Raw genomic sequence first — 16,989 nt, 5'->3', positions numbered from 1 at the left:
ATGGGTAGCCACCACGACCATGGTCACTCACATTCACATACCGATCTAAAAGGGAGGAATCTGCTGATTTCCATCCTTTTGAACATTGTGATTACCTTGTCACAGGTGGTTGGCGGACTCATTTCCGGGAGTTTGGCCCTGCTGTCGGATGCGTTGCACAATTTCAGTGACGTACTTTCCCTCATCATCAGTTATGTGGCCCAAAAATTGGGAAAAAAACAGGCCAACAAGCACAAGACCTTTGGATATAAACGTGCCGAGATCATGGCGGCCTTTGTCAATGCCGCTACTTTGGTGGTCGTGGCCATTTTTTTGATGAAGGAAGCCATGGAACGGCTCTTCGATCCACAGGAAATAGCATCCGATCTGGTCATCTGGCTTTCCATATTGGGCATAGTGGCGAATGGGTTCAGCGTACTTCTGTTGAAAAAGAGTTCCAAGGAAAACATGAACATGAGATCGGCCTATCTGCACCTATTGACGGATATGATGGCCTCAGTGGCCGTTTTGGTGGGAGGTATATTGATGAGTTTGTTCCAGCTCTATTGGGTGGATGCTGTTTTGACCATGCTCATTGGCATTTATCTGATCTATATGGGGTACGACCTCCTGAAAGAATCCACCAAAGTGTTGATGCTCTTTACTCCGAAATCCATTGTAATCCAAGATATTGTGGAGTCCATTTGTACTATCGAACCCATAAAGAACGTACATCACGTCCACATTTGGCAATTGAACGAAGATGAGGTGCACATGGAGGCCCATATCGATTTTAAAGAGGATATCAAGCTTTCCGAATTCGATGCCATTTTGGAAAAGATAGAGGAACTCGTATATCACAAACACGGAATCAACCATGTCAACATCCAACCGGAATTTGACAAACCTGACTCCAAACACGTAATCGTTCAGGATTGATGGAAACAAAGATCAAAACATTCCAAGAATTGTCCATTGGCGAACTGTACCAAATGTTGCGCCTCCGCAGCGAAGTCTTTGTGGTGGAGCAGGACTGCGTGTACCAGGACTTGGACAACAAGGACCAAAAGGCACTCCATGTGTTGGGCACAAAGGAAGGCCAAGTTGTGGCCTACACCCGAATTTTCAAGCCTGGGGACTATTTTGGGGACGCCAGCATAGGAAGGGTAGTAGTGGCAAAAGATCAGCGGCAATATGGCTATGGAAAAATGATCATGCAAACCTCTTTGTCCACAATAAAGGAACGTTTTCCGGACACCTCCATTGAAATTTCGGCACAATCCTACCTCATCAAATTTTACACAGAGCTCGGTTTTGAGCGTTTTGGCGAGGAATATTTGGAAGATGGTATCCCGCATGTGCGAATGTTGAAAAAGTAATGATTCTACCCGTTGTACATTTTGAAGGTTTTTTATACCAAAGCCGTCAATTCGAGTGAAATTCCGAAGGGATTTTGTATCGAGAATCGGGTTTGGGCTTAAAATTCTGGTTCTCGATACAATTTTTCATTCGAAAAATCACTCGAACAGACAAATTTCAGTCAAAATGCACAACAGGTATGTTAAGTATCCAAACTCTTTCCAAAAGTGAGAATTCTTCCCTTGAGGGGACTTTAGGCGTGTTTTATATGAAAATCAAACCAACCGTTTCGCCACCCCGATTTGCTCCAAATACGACAGTCTTAAGATCAAGTTTATCGGTTTTTCCGCCTTGTTTTGGGTGGAAAAATAGAGACAACCCTCCTTTTTGGGACATAACTTTTCCAAAATGAACTTTCCGTTCACATCCCTGTTGTCCTGTACCAATTGTTCAAAGAAAACCCTCGTCAAACCCAGCGTGGACAAGTGCAGGATAAGTTTTTCACGGTTCACAAAAGTGATGTTGCACGAAGTGAACAGATTGTCCACATCAGAAAAAATACTGGTCACCAAGGCATAAAAATGGGTCTTTTTGGAAACATCGAACAGCCACCCCTGCTTCTTTACCCCCTCTTTTTCATAGAAAAGCTCAAAGGCAAATGTGGGCAAACTCTCGTTCACATAATCCAATTGCGCCTTTTCATCCACGTAATAAGGGATGCCGGAAAGCCTGTCGTTTAGGACAAGGTCTATGCCCTGCAATTGCTGTTTTCTATCGTGAGTCCGTTCAAAATCATACTTTTTCAAGTGTTTTTGATAGTAGGCATCCAATAAGACGGCGAGTTGTTTTTCTTTGGAAAGATCGGCTTTGAAATTACTCTTCAATTTGGGATATGTTCCGGAACAGGGCCGAACCTATCTGCTCCACAATGCCCACCACCAAGGCATTTCCCATAAAAAATGCCCGTTTGGCATCTGGGATTCCATCCAAGAGGGTGTGATTGTCAGGAAACATGTTCAACCGTTCCAATTCTACTGGGGAAAGTCTTCGCAGTCCCTTGGAGGTCCGGACCACGTGCTTGAACCGGGACGGGGACTTGCCGCCCTCGCCGGTTATGATAGTTCTGGAAGGTTGATCGAGAGCATCGGGAAACACCATGCTTCCCTCGCTATAATGGTATTCAAAACCAGCCTTGGTCTTGCGGGTTTCTTTTTTGGAGCCTTTTAGATACTCCCATTTGTGCAATTCTTCCTGCTCAATGAACAGGTCTGGACTGGCAGAGCCATTTTCCAGAACATCCGAGAGCAGTGTCCGTTTTCCATCGTAGGAAGGAGTGGTTTTTACTGTGGAAACCTTTCCGTTGATACAAATTCCGGTGTTCAGGAAAGGGGAAAGCCCTTTTTTGGCATTGAATTGTTCGGAAAGCTTCACCAAATCCGCATCCAAACTAAAGGATACGACTTTTTGCGAAGTTTTTTCCACGGGAAAAGCAGAAGCAATGGTCCCTTTTTCCAAGATCCAATCTTTGGGCTTGGTTTTTTGGAGTGTTTTGAAAATGGGGGTCGATTTGTGGTACGCCAGAAAAAAAACGCGCCTTCGGCGCTGGGGCATTCCATACTCGGCCGCATTGATCACGCGCCATTCCACGGCATAGCCCAATTGGGAAAGGCTGCTCAGCATTACGGCAAAATCACGGCCTCGCTGGGTGGACGGCGATTTCAACAATCGATCCACATTTTCAAGAAAAAGGTATTTGGGCCTGTTCTTTTTTTCGGAAAGAATACGGTGAATGGACCACCAAAGCACACCTTTTTTACCGATAAGACCTTTGGAATTTTTCAAGGAGGTGGCCACGGAATAGTCCTGGCACGGAAAACCGCCCACCAAAATATCATGGTCTGGAATTTCGGATGTTGTTACTTCCTCTATGTTTTCGTTGGAATGGTTTTCGGGACCAAAACGCGCTTCATACACCAATGAAGCGTGCTGCATTTTGGTGGAGGGCTCCCATTGGTTGCTCCACACTACTTTGTAGTGTCCTGTTTTTTCCAATCCCAGACGAAAACCGCCCACTCCGGCAAAAAGTTCACAGACCTTGAGTTCTTGCATGCCCAAAAATAGGATTTATTCCAACCTTTTTAAATGATCATCATACAAACCGATGAGGAGACTGTTTCCCTCATCATCCACACGGATTCCACCATACTTGGCATTCTCATATTTTTCCACATCCCCTTCCTGAAAGAAATAGGATTCCGCGCCAATGTGTATCCCCCACCAACTCCTTTTGGTATATTGGACAAGAAGCTCGTTCGGTTTCACCTTTTCTCCATCTGCTAGAAATCGGATTTGGTGCGCCACACCCGAAGCATCGGGTGCAATAGCACAGAACCCACGCTTTGGCAAGCTGTCCAAGACCATTTCATTCGTCAGTTTGTATCGTAGTTCCATATAGTCGCCCTGCATCAATGAACGGGGGTCCACTGGGGCCAGCTCCATGAAAATGAGAGTTCCCTGCTCCAACAGCTTTTCTTTTTGCACCACGGAATAGTTAAAATACCCCAAAAAGAGCAGCAAGTTCGCTAGTATGATGATCCAGCTATACTTCTTCATCGGTCTTGGTCATTTTAGTGAAAAAAAAGTAAAAAACCAGAAACACCACGCCGGACGAAAACAGAATGATGGATTTGGTGAGCAAGGTCAGGGAGAGGTCATAATAATATTGGATCACAAAATAGATTAAGGCAATGATCCCGATGACGAAGCCCGTTTTGTAATTGACCCAAAAACTGAGCAGCACAATCAGCAAAGCTCCCGAAATGGCCGGGGCAAATAAGGTGGGCAACAGGGTGAAAACACACAGCACGAGCGCCAGGACCTTCTTTTGGCCGACAATACCAAACCTTTTCAACAGCTGGGTCGCCAAATACAGTATACATCCAATGGACACCACAGAGGATATCCAGAGGTAATGTCCGAAAGTCGGAGCAAGCCCATTTTTTCCAACCGCCACAAGCCCAAAAAGAAGGCAAAAAACCAACCCGATGCGCAAAGGCCCGTTCAGTTGGGCCAGTTTTCGAGAGCTTGTCAATAGTGTGGCTTCATTCAAAAAACAAAAGGAAAGAAGGACCGTATAAAAAAGCAGATAGCCATGGATGGCATTGGGAATGTTGTACGACATGATCAAAAACAACATGGCTGCACCAATGGTGATGATGGAAATAAAGGAGATGACATAGTTTTGGGTGATGACCAAACTGATCAACGCCATCAGGATGACCAAAAAGGCAATATCTTCCTCGTTCACTTCCAAAGTGGCCAATCCCAAGGCAAAGAGGATGACCCCGAGCACATAAAAACAGACACTGAACGTATCCAGAATGAAGCTGTTGTATGTCATGTCAATGACAACGGCTATGGTTGCAAGGGCAATTCCCAAAAGCAGCATTCCCCATTCGGAATCGTAAATGCCCAGGATAAAAAGGAACACCACAAAGGCCAAAGTGGCAAGTAGGCCCCCAAAAATGGAAAGAATTTTAATGACCACGTTCGAATTTTTACCTTCCTTTTCCCCATATTCGGAAAGGATGGCGGCTTCATCGTACTGAAACCTGTCCCCTTCTGCGGCTTGAATGACTTCCAATATTTTTTCCAGCTGCTTCATGTGTTCCATTTCTTTTGAAGGCCCAAGAGGGTCTTGATCAACAGTGTGATACTCGCAATAATGAACACCCCAATGGCAAAGAGCATGCCCACATCATCAGAAATGTTCAATAGAAATGCACAGCAGATGATAATCAGGCCAAAGGGGATGATGGAGAGATAAAACAGGCTTTTTGTTCTCAGACCATACCCTATTCCAACCCCGAACAACACGATTACGAACAGTAACAGGTATACAAAAGGCGTGTGGGCTTTATCTAAGATTCCTCCGGAAACGCCCACCGTGCCAATGGTCACCACTGTCAATGCCAACAAGGAGGTAAACCAAGAGGGATAGGTTTTTATTTGGGTGAATTTGGGAAGCATCAGAAAGGCCAAAAGGAACAAACTGTTAATAGAAAAAAGCAACAAAGAGAGCAACGCCCCGTTCCACTCACGCGCCACTTGTTCTGAATAGAGCATCAGTGTGATGTTGATAAGTGCAATAAAAACCACCCACTGTGCGGAAAAATTGGAAACAAAGCTCCAAATGGCAATGGAAAGGGTCCACACCAGAAAAAAATCATAGGCATTGGCCCCGGTTTGATAGACTTGTCCAAAAACGGCCCAAAGAACGCCCACCAAAACCGATGCGCCAACAAGCATTGTTTTTTTGACCAAAGGGCCGGCCTTTATCAAAAAAAGGCACAAAAAGACGAGTACGACCAATCCCTCGATAAGTCCCAGCTTGGCAAAACGGTGCAGATGGGCCCAATTGTAGGCAAAGAAAAAAACAATGCCCGCGGTGCTGAACGAGATGCCAAGCCCTAGAAACAGCAACGATAGAAACTTGCGCCACGAAGGTGGGTTGGAATAGACATGTTCTTCCAGGAATTTGGCGACCCCACCTTCGGACCAATTGCTGTTTGTGGCAATTAGCTGTATGTCTTCCCGACTGATTTTCGGCATTAGGAATCAATTAGTTGCTGGAAATGTATGAAAACTGAATGAATTAAAAATGTAAAATTGACGGATGAGGGGTTTCGGTTGATCAAAACGGCCAATCCGTAAACCTAAACAGGGGCTCTGTCAATTGGAGGCCTTGCGTTAGATCAAATTGAGCTACTTTTCGGGAAAACAATCCCAAATCAATGACCGACCATGAAAACCATCGTTCTTATCACAATGTTGTTATTGGCCTTTCCATCGTGCCATAGCCCCAAAAATGGTTCAAAGAAAAACACAGAAGAAAAAAAGGCCATGACGGTACAATTTTCTCAAATGTCCACTGCCGATAAGCAAGGGGGAGGCCTTGGATCAAACCAAGAAGAATATACCGAAACGGATGATGAGGGCCGTATTTATGACCCCTATGATTTTCCTTTGGAAGTGGAGTCGATCAAGGCACTTTTGGGGCATAATATGGCCATTGACACCCAATATTTCGCAGATGAGTATTTCCCCGAGGGCTATTCTTTTATAAAAATCACCCATGATGACACCCAAATTGCTTTTTACGATGTATTGCCCGGGAAGCACCGGGCACATATCACTACCCCAAAACTATCCGTGCTGGGTGGGATAAAAATTGGGACCCCAAAACAGGAATTTATCAAGGCCATGCGTTTTCGTAAGGGCAATCCTGAAAAGTTCAACATCTTTCATCTGAGGGACGAATATGGGGCGATGACATTTTCCTTTAGGAAGGACACCTTGTTCCTGATTGATGGATATTACGAAGAAGGCGACTAAAAACCCATGATCGGATTATCCGAACAGAAGTTGGATAAAATTGCCCACCACTACTCCGGAAAAAATAAAAAGGGTGAAATAGAACACAAAGTTGACAAACGTGAACACATCCTGATTTTCCAAATTTTCAGTAAGACGGGAGATGTTAGGGTTGTCGGACAGGTACATAATTTCCAGTTTTTCAAGATCGGGCAGTGTGCCAACTTCCAGTTTTCCCACTATTTTTTTGTCGCTTCCTTCGTACAATTGTTTTGTCCCGTCCCTGAAAGTATATTCAAAACCGACCACGGGGTTGTCATTCACAAGAGTTCCGGTGTCCCAATATTTTTTGATGGTTGCCGTCGCGCCCAAACCTTGGTAGAGCAGGTCCCAATTTTGGGCCTGGTTTCTTCCGCTCACCACCAATCCGATTCGATTAAACAGGAAATGAAGAAAGATGGCCGTGCCGAAAAAGACGGCCCCCATTTGCCACATTCCGGATGCCCGAAAAAGGGATTCATACATTTCTGGAGCGGCATCGATCCTGGAAATGGACTCCCCGATCAGAAAATAGCATCCAACCACATATAGAATGGTCATGGAGGAACAAAAGACCATGTAGGCAAAGGAAATACGGCAGGCTCCGGTAAAAAGCAGCACAGGACCTTTGGGTTTTTTGGCCAGGTTCAGGCCAACGGGAATCTTGTCGTCCGGCTGAAACCGTTTTAAATGGGGCATACTGTCCCAAATCCTAATTTTTCGATGTATAGGGTGGCCGGATAGATTTTCAAAAAGGACCAGAAGCTCCAAAAGTGGTTTTTTTCCAGCTTTTAGGGTGGTCACCGACAATATGGTCGCTTCTTTTTGGGTTATGGAACCGTTTTTTTGATTGTTCCATATACAAAATGACCTAAAAAAACACCTGGAAAGTAGCTTGTAGAACCAGAACAAGAGAACAAGGCTAACCAAGGTCAGGGTAATCACGGTATGGGACATAGACAAGTTTTCGGTTAAAGTAGCAAACAAAGACTATGTACGCACCGATGAATTGACGGTTGCCGCTTATGAATTGACGGAAGTGCCGTTTGAGTTAGTCTGTGAACGATCTATCCAAAAAATAAGGCACTCTTGTCTTACTTCAGAAGGCTTTTGTATTTGGGGCCGTCCGCAAGAAGTTCTTGGGCGGTCAATATGGCGTCATCCTTCTGCAGATAATGCTTGTAGAGACCATCCCTGTAGAAATATCGGGTAATGATCTCATCTTCCAAGCTTTTTTGGATTTCGGTCCTATATGAATCCAATGCGGAGATTTTGCCCCGGTTCACCGCTAAGAGCAAATCTTTATATTTTTCCTGTACCTCTGGGCCCAAAAGGGAATCGTCCGCATTGATGGACTGTTCCAAAAGCTCCTCCGTCTTGGTCTGGAAGGTGAAGTTCTGTTCGTTGACATATTTTTTGAACGCAGCATAATCCGCATCGGAAAAGACAAAATCATCAACCCCGTTGAAGGAATGGTCGTAATAGTAATTCGTGGCAAAATCGAAGATGATGTTGTTCGCGTGGAGCGCATCGATGAGGGAGTTGGTCCTCAGCGAATGGATGGTCACATCGGGCATCACGCCGCCGCCGTCCCAGACCTTACGGCCGTTTCGGGTGGTAAATTCATTAAAGTTGGTGTTGCGAACGGCATTTCCGCCCTCGTCCCTGTTCCAGTAGTCCAGCGATTGGATGCAACGACCTGATGGAGTGTAGTACCTGGAAATGGTCACCTTCAGTTGCGTGCCATAGGTGAGTTTGAGCGGGCGTTGTACAAGTCCCTTTCCAAAACTGCGGGCACCCATGACGACTGCCCTATCCAGGTCTTGTAGGCTTCCCGAAACAATTTCACTGGCCGAGGCACTTTTGCCATCCACCAGGACCACCAAAGGGATGTCCAAGTCTTCCGGCTGGTTTCTGGTCCTGTATTCCTGATTGAATTTTTTTACTTTGGATTTTGTGGTGACGATGAGTTCTCCTTTTGCCACAAATAGATTGGTCACGTTGATGGCTTCGGAGAGCAGTCCGCCCGGATTCCCCCGAAGGTCCAGCACCAACCTTTCGGCCCCTCGTCCCTTTAGGTCCTGCATTGCAGATTTGGTTTGGCCGGAAGCCTTTGCGTTGAAACGGGAAAGGACAATGTAGCCCGTTTTGTCATCGATCATGTCGTAAAAAGGGACAGCGTCCACCTCCACACCTTCACGGGTTATGGTGGCGGTCTTGGTTTCGCCTTGCCGCACAAAGGTGACTTCTACCGAGGTGTTGTTGGCTCCTTTCAGTAATTCCCCGGCATCGTCGTCAAAATCCGAGACCTTGGTCTCCCCAATCTTGATGATCTCATCTCCGGCCTTGAGGCCAGCCTTGTCCGCGGCATATCCTTCATAGGGTTCCACGATGAGCAGTTTACTTTCATAGGAACGGATAAGTGCGCCGATGCCTGAATATTCCCCTGAATTATTGATTTTGAAGGCCTCTACGTCCTGTTCGTTCAGAAAACGGGTATAGGGGTCCAGTTCGTCCAGCATGTTCTTGATGGCCGAATCCATGAGTTCTGCCGGATTGGTCTCGTCCACATAGTTCATGTTGAGCTCCTTGAAGAGGGTGGTGAAGATTTCTATCTGTTTGGCAATCTCGAAAAAATCGCTCTTGAAACTGAAACTGCTTGCCCCAATCAGGACGGCGATCGCCAAAAAGGGAACGACAAGCTTTTTTTTAAGGATTCTTCTCATGGGATTCTTTTTTTTGAAAAGCCACCAACAGTTGTTTCATGGCTTTTTCCACTTCATTATAATCGGGCATCTTATGGCCAAGGTATAAAAATATGAACGCAAAATTTCCTTCAATGTTGTTAAAAATAAGGGGTTTATTGAGACGATAGGCCTCCCGCAACAACCGTTTGATGCGGTTACGGTCAACGGCGCGCTTGAACTTTTTCTTTGGGGCCACAACGGCAACTTTGACCGGGACATCCTGCTCGGCAGAGGTTTTGGTATAGATGAGTTTCAAGGGTGGTTCGCGCAGGCTCTTTCCTTCGGCAAAAAGGGTCTCGAAGAGCTTTTTGCTCTTTAAGCGCTCTTTTTTTGCGAAGGTCAGCCTTTGAGTGTCCCCTTGAGGGGACCTTAGGGGTGTCTTCCCATTACTACTATCAGGGTTTTCATTTTGCATTTCAAAAACAATTTGCTGTAAGGTCAACAAAACACTGAACATATTGTTTTTTACCTCACTATCCTGTAACCGAATCAAATGTACACCTACTTTTTCTAGATGACGTTCCCTTTGTGCGTCCTTATCATATTTAAATTCATGGGATGCCCCATCAATTTCAATGGCGAGCTGCAGTTCGTGACAAAAAAAATCAACAATATATTCCAATACGGGGACCTGTCTGTGAAATTGAACGCCAAGAGCACGCTGTTTTATTTTTTGCCAAAGCAGTACTTCGGAAAGTGTGCTGTTTTTGCGTAGCTGTCTTGCAAGCTCTTTTAGTTTTGGATTGTATGGAATGATTTTGTTTTTCAAAAAATACTGTCTAAAAGCCATTTAATGGCAACAAAATAATCAATTCAACCAAAAAGAATGTGGTAAAGTACACCCCTAAGGTCCCCTGCCTGCGGCAGGCAGGCCTCAAGGGGACAATATATGGGGTTGACCATTAAAAAAAGCGGCCACAAAGGGCCGCCCTTTTTTTGCTTTATCGGGAAGAGGGTTTTATTCCTCCGCTTGATATACGTTGTTTTCGCCGTCCACATCGGCCATCAACTGTGATGGGTCTATCACGATTGCCTTCACGTTCTCCAGCGGCATATCCAATGTGAACTCATAAGAAGGGTAGGCCCAGGGCCAATCTTCCAATACAGTCCTCTTCAAGTTGGGATAGGGGTTTTCCTTTTCCCCAAACATCATCCGCAAGGGGATGTAATAGGTTTCTTGGGTGCCATCTTGGCCGACCACCAAAATATCCAAGGGCATGGGCATTTCCCCAATCCGTTCCAAAGAGATTTTGGTCTTTTCGCCATCGGCCTCCACGCTTTTTATGCCATAATCAATGGTATTGGTCGTTTGGGTCCAATCGGTCAGGTACCAGTTCAGCTCCATGCCAGAGACCTTTTCTGCTGTCCTTTTGATGTCGTTGGGCACAGGGTGCTTGAACTTAAAGTCTTCATAATATTTTTTGATGGTCTCCATGAGTTTGTCCTGCCCGATGACGTAGCCCAATTGGGAGAGGAATATAGATCCCTTGCTATAGGCCGATATGCCGTAGGCAAAATTGGTGGTGTAGCGATCTGCATGGGTGCTCTGGGGCATTTCCAGACCAGAGTTCACCAAGGCGTAGTAGCCCCTGTACGACCCCTCGAAGGGGTTTTGCTTTTCCTGCTGCATGATCTCGTTCATGCAAAGGCTGCTGATGAAGGAGGTAAAGCCCTCGTCCATCCACTCGTGCTCGGATTCGTTGGTGGCCAACACGTGCTGGAACCAGGAATGGGCCATTTCGTGCACCATCACCCCGACGAGGCTTCCAAACTCACGTCCGCCAGTGATCAACGTGCTCATGGCATACTCCATTCCGCCGTCACCACCTTGCACCACGGAATACTGTTCGTAAGGGTACTTGCCGATGTTCTTGTTGAAAAAAGTCATCGCCTCAGCGGTCTTGGGCTGGAGTTTTTTCCAATTTTCAATGATCTCCGGATTGTTCTTATAATAAAAATGAAGTGTGGGCCCATCTTCCATCTCAAGGATGTCATGGATATATTCTGGGTCGGCCGCCCACATAAAATCGTGCACCTTAGGGGCCTTGAAGTGCCATGTCAGGGTCTTGCCCTTGGTCTTTACCTTGGTGCCGGGGGCTTCGTAACCATGTCCGATCTCTTGGGGATTTTGTAGGTATCCGGTTCCGCCCACGGTGTATTCCTTGTCCAAGGTGATCTTTACGTCAAAATCGCCCCATACCCCATGGAACTCCCTGGCAATGTATGGGTTGGGGTGCCAACCTTCAAAATCGTATTCCGAAAGCTTGGGATACCACTGGCTCATGGAAAGTGCCACACCCTCACTGCTGTTCCTTCCGGCGCGTCTGATCTGAAGGGGAACCTGCCCTTTGAAAGTCATTTCCAACGTGGTCTTTCCTCCTGGGGGAATGGGTTTGGCGAGGTCCACGACAAGAATGGTCCCTTCTTCCTTGAAAGAAACGGGCTGGCCATCCTGTGTAAGGGTCTCTGCGTGCAGATAGCCCATTTCGCTTTCAGAAAGGGTCGAAATCCTGCTCTTGCCATCTTCCATCATCCTATTGTCAGGATCCTTTATGTTCTGCAGCCTGATGTCCATCTCGCTTCCGGGCTGGAAGGCATTGTAATACAGATGATAGAATACACGACCCAGCTCGTCAGGGGAATTGTTGGTATAGACCAATTTTTGTGTTCCGGTATATTGATAGGTTTTTACATCCATTTCCACATCCATGGTGTAATCCACATGCTGTAACCACTGGCCACTTTCCTGTGCGGTCAATAGAGAGGCACTGGCCAATGTTGAAAAGAAGAAAAATCGTAAACGTTTCATAGTTATTTGGTGTTACTGTCAAGGGTCATTTTGCCTTTTGAGATGTTGTCCGCCAAAATGAGGGCGTTGTAGGCATTGACCATTTTTCCTGATTTGGATATTTTGTCAAAAGTGGTTGCTTTGGTTTCGTCTCCGGCCACGATAACGGAAGCCTTTGACCAAAGTCCCGATTGCATGATGATGTTTTTGATCTGTGGTGCCGATAGGTCGGGGTAGTGCGACCGGACCAACGCAGCCACACCGGATACGGCGGGAGCCGCCATGGAAGTTCCGCCTTGGAACTCATATTCATTGTTGGGCATGGTGGAATAAATTTTATCGCCTGGGGCAAAAACATCCACATTCTGTTTGCCATAATTGGAAAAAGTCGCCACCATATCAGAGCCATAGCTACTAGTGAGTGCGCCCACGGTGATCACATTGTCCACAAACTCGGTACTGCCAAACCTGTGATCGTTGGGGTAGTTCGGGTTTTCAGGGTTGTCAAGGTCCTCACCATCGTTTCCGGCGGCATGCACGATGAGCACATCCCTAGAGGCCGCATATTGAATGGCATCATAGACCCATTGCGACTCTGGCGAAAAGGATTTGCCAAAACTGCAATTGATGATGGACGCCCCGTTGTCCACAGCATATCGGATGCCAAGGGCAATGTCCTTGTCATATTCGTCCCCATTGGGAACGGCCCTGATGCTCATGATCTCCACATTGTTGGCCACCCCGTTGGCCCCTTTTCCGTTGTTTCTGGATGCAGCGATGATCCCGGCCACATGGGTCCCATGACTTTCGGTCTTGACCAGGTTTTTTGGGTTTCCGTTGCCATAGGGAACGTCCGTGATGTCGTAGGGATCGTCACCGACGGGAGTGCGACCGTTAAAATCCTTGTTGAGGTTATAATTTACTTGATCTGTGAAATAGTTTATGCCTTCCGTAAGCTCATCGATTACTTTTGGAATGCTTTCACCATAGGTGAACATTTGCGTGAGTACGGCCACGCTCTGCTCCATTTGGGCCGTTTTTGGCTCAATGGAAAGCAACTCTTCTTTGGTATAGGAATCCTTGCCGAGTTCCTCTTTGACTGCAGCGTCCGCATTTTTCACCACTTGGAAAATCTGCTCGTACTGTTGCTTGTTCTGAAGGGCCTGGGGATATTCCTCATCCAGCAGCAATCTTGCCTTGGCCCTATCCGAAGCGTCGCCAATGTTCAAGCGCAGCATGCGCACGTATTCCAACTGCTCGTTGTAGGCATCGCCCAAAAAGTTGTATCCGTGGATATCGTCCACATATCCGTTGCCGTCATCATCCTTGCCATTGTTGGGGATTTCGTCCTTGTTGGTCCAGAGCACGTCTTTCAGGTCCTCATGTTCCAGGTCCATTCCTGAGTCCAGAACGGCCACCACTACGGTCTTGCCCTTTTTGTTTTTGATGATCTCATTGTAGGCCTTGTCCACACTCATTCCCGGAATGGTGTCCAAGATGAGGTCTGCATGGCCCCAATTTTTTTCCTCGGCCTCGGTAAGTTCCGAAATCTTCAAGGGGACGGTATCGATGTTCTCGATAGGGGTAGATACCAATGAAGTGGCCCCACAGCCCATCAAAAAGACAGAAGCGGAAGCGGATATGAATGATAGTTTGCGATATGTGCGGTTCATAAAATATGTTTGTAAAGTAAATCTCTATGGTGTTTTAAACAGTTCATCAAAGGAAAACGACTCGTTCAGCCTTGTGCCCTTTTCGGTTTGTTGAAGGGTGCAGAGCTGGTTGTGGGCGTCATGTTCAAAGAACAATATCCAATCGTTCTCCACGGCATTGTCCAAAAATTTGGCCTTTTCCTGAAGGGTCAGCAAGGGCCGGGTATCGTATCCCATCACATAGGGAAGGGGAATATGGCCAACGGTGGGAATCAGGTCCGCAACGAAGACCACAGTCTTTCCTTTGTAGGAGATGTGTGGGAGCATTTGCTTGTCGGTATGCCCGTCCACAAAGTGGATCCCAAAGCCCAGTTCGGAATTTTTCAAAAAAGGGGCTTCGCCCCGGTCTATAAAATGGAGCTGGCCGCTTTCCTCCATGGGCAGCAGGTTCTCTTTCAAAAAAGAGGCCTTTTCACGGGCGTTGGGATTGGTGGCCCAATCCCAGTGGTCTTTGTTGGTCCAGAAGCGGGCATTCTTGAAAGCCGGCTCGTATCCTGTCCTGTCCTTGTTCCATTGGATGCTGCCGCCACAATGGTCAAAATGGAGGTGGGTCAGGAAAACATCGGTAATATCATCTCGGTGGAACCCGGCTTTTTCCAAGGAACGGTCCAAGGAGTGGTCTCCCCAGAGGTAATAGTAACTGAAAAATTTTTCCGATTGCTTGTTCCCGAGCCCATTGTCAATCAATATGAGCTTGTCCCCGTCTTCGACCAAAAGACATCTTGCCGCCAGGTCGATCATGTTGTTGTCATCAGCGGGGTTGGTCCTGTTCCAAATGGATTTGGGCACCACGCCGAACATGGCCCCTCCATCCAACTTGAAATTACCGGTCTCTATGGGATAAATCGTCATTTAGAAAACAAATGGCATGCAAAATAAGAAAAGCGCCATCCAAAAGAGACATAAAAACAATTTTATTGGCCGTATTTTAACAAAATGGCGCCCAAGGGCTTTCTTTGGCCCGGAACAAGGAATAAAAAATCCTGGGGTTCCCAAGTGCCGGGCGATTATGTAAAAGAAAAGCAGTAAATTTCAAAAAAACTTAAACGATGCTGGAACTTGCGGGAATCATTATTCTTGGCATTATTGCACAATGGGTGGCCTGGCGGTTCAAATTGCCGGCCATTTTACCTTTGATATTGATCGGGTTGTTGGTGGGGCCGATCGCCACCTTGTACACAGACGATGGCTCAAAGCTCATAGAACCCATATGGAACGGACAAAAAGGGCTTTTCCCGGGAGAGGGGCTGTATTATTTTGTTTCCCTGGCCATCAGTGTCATTCTTTTTGAAGGAGGCCTTACACTAAAACGTGCGGAAATTGCAAATGTGGGCCCTGTGATCACCAAATTGATTACCATTGGTTCCGTGGTCACCTTTTTTGGTGCGGGGGTGGCCGCCCATTATATTTTTGGGCTTTCTTGGCAGGTGTCCTTCTTGTTTTCTGCTTTGATCATCGTGACGGGGCCAACGGTGATTACCCCTATTCTTAGGAACATTCCCTTAAAAAAGGACGTATCGGCCATCCTGAAATGGGAAGGGATCCTCATCGACCCCATTGGCGCGTTGGTGGCCGTATTGGTGTTCGAGTTCATCAGCGTTGGAGGGGGTCAGGCCTTTACCGTGACGGCACTGGTGGAGTTTGGAAAGATTATTCTTTTCGGAACCACCTTCGGGTTCACTTTCGCCCACGCTCTCGGTTTTGCCATAAAAAAGAACTTTATACCCCATTATCTGTTGAATGTGGTTTCCCTGTCCACCGTATTGCTCGTTTTTGTGGAATCGGACATTTTTGCCCATGAATCGGGGCTATTGGCGGTTGTGGTCATGGGGATGGTGCTGGGCAACATGAACCTGCCCAACCTGAAGGAACTGCTCTATTTCAAGGAGTCGTTGAGTGTGTTGTTGATATCCATCCTTTTTATCTTGTTGGCTGCGAATATCAACATTGCCGACCTGGAGCTGATCTACAACTGGAACACTGCTGCACTTTTTGCCGTGGTCGTTTTTCTGATCAGGCCGCTGGGTGTTTTTTTAAGTGCACAGGGGTCCAACCTCAAACTCAATGAAAAGCTTTTTATAGGATGGGTGGGCCCACGGGGCATCGTCGCCGCAGGTATCGCCTCCCTTTTCGGTTCCAAGTTGTTGGCCAATGGGGAACCGGGTGCAGAGTACATTACCCCGCTGGTGTTCATGATCGTGCTGGGAACGGTACTGTTCAATGCCACCACGGCAAGATTGTTTGCCAAACTGGTCGGGGTCTTTTTGAAGAAATCCGAAGGCATCATTATTATTGGGGCGTCCTTGCCCTCCAGGTTGATCGGGAGCTATTTGCAAAAGAACAAACGGCACGTGGTCTTGGTGGACAACAATAGGACCAATGTGGAAAAGGCCCAAAAGCATGGACTTGAGGCAATAGTCTCCAACATTTATTCGGACAACCTTACCGATTATATCGAATTGAGCGATGTGGGCTATTTGATGGCACTCACAGGAAACTCGGACATCAACCAATACGCCATAGACTCTTTCAAGGATCAGTTTGGGGAAAACGGTTCGTTCAGACTGGTGAATTCCGAAGAGATGAACAACCCGGAGAGCAATCCGAAGGAGGGGCTTTTTTCGCATACGGATGATTATATCACATTGACAGAGGCGGCCCGGAAAAATCCAGTGGTGCATGAAATAGCCTTAAAGGACAATGAACATTATGAAGGGTTGATAGAAATTACGAAAGCCGATAGGGACATAGTGCCCATTTTCCTAAAAACTCCCGATGGCGACCTGCAGATCATCTCTTCCAACAGCTTGGATTTTACGGACATCAAAGAGGGGTACAAACTGGTCTATTTGGGTAAGGAACTGGAGGTGAACAAAGAGAACAAGGCTCCTGAAACTGCTTAACTTTTCCCTGTGATGATTCCAAAAGCGCCAAAAAGTTGTCCAGGGCGGACTTTATCCAAATTGAAAACAAACGTATCATGTAAAAACGG

The 16,989-nt window shown here is 46.6% G+C and carries 16 protein-coding genes; 5 read left to right on the top strand and 11 right to left on the bottom strand.

Annotation, left to right across the window (positions count from 1 at the left end):
- Positions 1-918, top strand: a complete 918-nt coding sequence (locus SD450_RS02805) for a cation diffusion facilitator family transporter (protein ID WP_318343121.1) — start codon at positions 1-3, stop codon at positions 916-918.
- Positions 918-1,358, top strand: a complete 441-nt coding sequence (locus SD450_RS02800; RefSeq protein WP_318343120.1) for a GNAT family N-acetyltransferase — start codon at positions 918-920, stop codon at positions 1,356-1,358. Before SD450_RS02805 ends, SD450_RS02800 begins: the two co-directional genes overlap by 1 nt.
- 255 nt (positions 1,359-1,613) lie before the next feature.
- Here SD450_RS02800 and SD450_RS02795 read toward each other — a convergent pair whose 3' ends face one another.
- From SD450_RS02795 to SD450_RS02775, 5 genes are read right to left on the bottom strand one after another with little or no spacing between them, the layout of a single operon-like run.
- Positions 1,614-2,222 (bottom strand): hypothetical protein, encoded by a 609-nt coding sequence (locus tag SD450_RS02795; RefSeq protein WP_318343119.1) that lies wholly within the window; start codon positions 2,220-2,222, stop codon positions 1,614-1,616.
- On the bottom strand, positions 2,212-3,447 hold the full coding sequence (gene dcm, locus SD450_RS02790; RefSeq protein WP_318343118.1) for a DNA (cytosine-5-)-methyltransferase: 1,236 nt from the start codon (positions 3,445-3,447) through the stop codon (positions 2,212-2,214). Before dcm ends, SD450_RS02795 begins: the two co-directional genes overlap by 11 nt.
- A 15-nt stretch (positions 3,448-3,462) precedes the next feature.
- A complete protein-coding gene (locus SD450_RS02785) occupies positions 3,463-3,951 on the bottom strand; it encodes a GDYXXLXY domain-containing protein (protein WP_318343117.1) in 489 nt (162 codons plus the stop codon).
- Positions 3,938-5,002 carry a DUF4401 domain-containing protein gene (locus SD450_RS02780; protein WP_318343116.1) on the bottom strand — a complete coding sequence of 355 codons (1,065 nt, stop codon included), beginning with the start codon at positions 5,000-5,002 and terminating at the stop codon, positions 3,938-3,940. Before SD450_RS02780 ends, SD450_RS02785 begins: the two co-directional genes overlap by 14 nt.
- A complete protein-coding gene (locus SD450_RS02775) occupies positions 4,999-5,949 on the bottom strand; it encodes a DUF2157 domain-containing protein (protein ID WP_318343115.1) in 951 nt (316 codons plus the stop codon). The genes SD450_RS02780 and SD450_RS02775 overlap by 4 nt, the downstream gene beginning before the upstream one ends.
- Positions 5,950-6,141: 192 nt before the next feature.
- Here SD450_RS02775 and SD450_RS02770 point away from each other — a divergent pair, with 192 nt between their 5' ends.
- The gene (locus tag SD450_RS02770) at positions 6,142-6,732 is read left to right on the top strand and encodes a hypothetical protein (protein ID WP_318343114.1); all 591 of its coding nucleotides are present in this window, start codon (positions 6,142-6,144) and stop codon (positions 6,730-6,732) included.
- Between the two features lie 15 nt (positions 6,733-6,747).
- On the opposite strand, the gene SD450_RS02765 is transcribed toward SD450_RS02770, so the two are convergent.
- From SD450_RS02765 to SD450_RS02740, 6 genes are all read right to left on the bottom strand, one after another.
- Entirely contained in the window at positions 6,748-7,707 is a 960-nt protein-coding gene (locus SD450_RS02765; RefSeq protein WP_318343113.1) for a hypothetical protein, read from the bottom strand.
- A gap of 137 nt (positions 7,708-7,844) precedes the next feature.
- Positions 7,845-9,476: a S41 family peptidase gene (locus tag SD450_RS02760; protein WP_318343112.1), complete on the bottom strand. Its 1,632-nt coding sequence runs from the start codon at positions 9,474-9,476 to the stop codon at positions 7,845-7,847.
- Positions 9,460-10,266, bottom strand: a complete 807-nt coding sequence (gene rnpA / locus SD450_RS02755) for a ribonuclease P protein component (RefSeq protein ID WP_318343111.1) — start codon at positions 10,264-10,266, stop codon at positions 9,460-9,462. Before rnpA ends, SD450_RS02760 begins: the two co-directional genes overlap by 17 nt.
- A 189-nt stretch (positions 10,267-10,455) precedes the next feature.
- Positions 10,456-12,306, bottom strand: coding sequence for a M1 family metallopeptidase (locus SD450_RS02750; protein ID WP_318343110.1), 1,851 nt, complete (start codon positions 12,304-12,306; stop codon positions 10,456-10,458).
- A 2-nt stretch (positions 12,307-12,308) separates the two neighbouring features.
- A complete protein-coding gene (locus SD450_RS02745) occupies positions 12,309-13,958 on the bottom strand; it encodes a S8 family peptidase (protein WP_318343109.1) in 1,650 nt (549 codons plus the stop codon).
- A 24-nt stretch (positions 13,959-13,982) separates the two neighbouring features.
- Positions 13,983-14,849 carry an MBL fold metallo-hydrolase gene (locus SD450_RS02740; RefSeq protein ID WP_318343108.1) on the bottom strand — a complete coding sequence of 289 codons (867 nt, stop codon included), beginning with the start codon at positions 14,847-14,849 and terminating at the stop codon, positions 13,983-13,985.
- A gap of 16 nt (positions 14,850-14,865) precedes the next feature.
- Between SD450_RS02740 and SD450_RS02735 the strand changes: the two genes are divergently transcribed.
- Together SD450_RS02735 and SD450_RS02730 are read left to right on the top strand one after the other, a co-directional pair.
- Entirely contained in the window at positions 14,866-15,012 is a 147-nt protein-coding gene (locus tag SD450_RS02735; RefSeq protein ID WP_318343107.1) for a hypothetical protein, read from the top strand.
- A gap of 34 nt (positions 15,013-15,046) precedes the next feature.
- Entirely contained in the window at positions 15,047-16,900 is a 1,854-nt protein-coding gene (locus SD450_RS02730) for a cation:proton antiporter (RefSeq protein WP_318343106.1), read from the top strand.
- The last annotated feature ends 89 nt before the right edge of the window (positions 16,901-16,989 follow it).

This window comes from Flagellimonas baculiformis, from assembly GCF_033441575.1.
GTDB classification, from domain to species: Bacteria; Bacteroidota; Bacteroidia; order Flavobacteriales; family Flavobacteriaceae; genus Flagellimonas; species Flagellimonas baculiformis.
The sequence above is the reverse complement of the archived record's forward strand: the minus strand, read 5'-3'. Positions and strand labels throughout refer to the sequence as shown.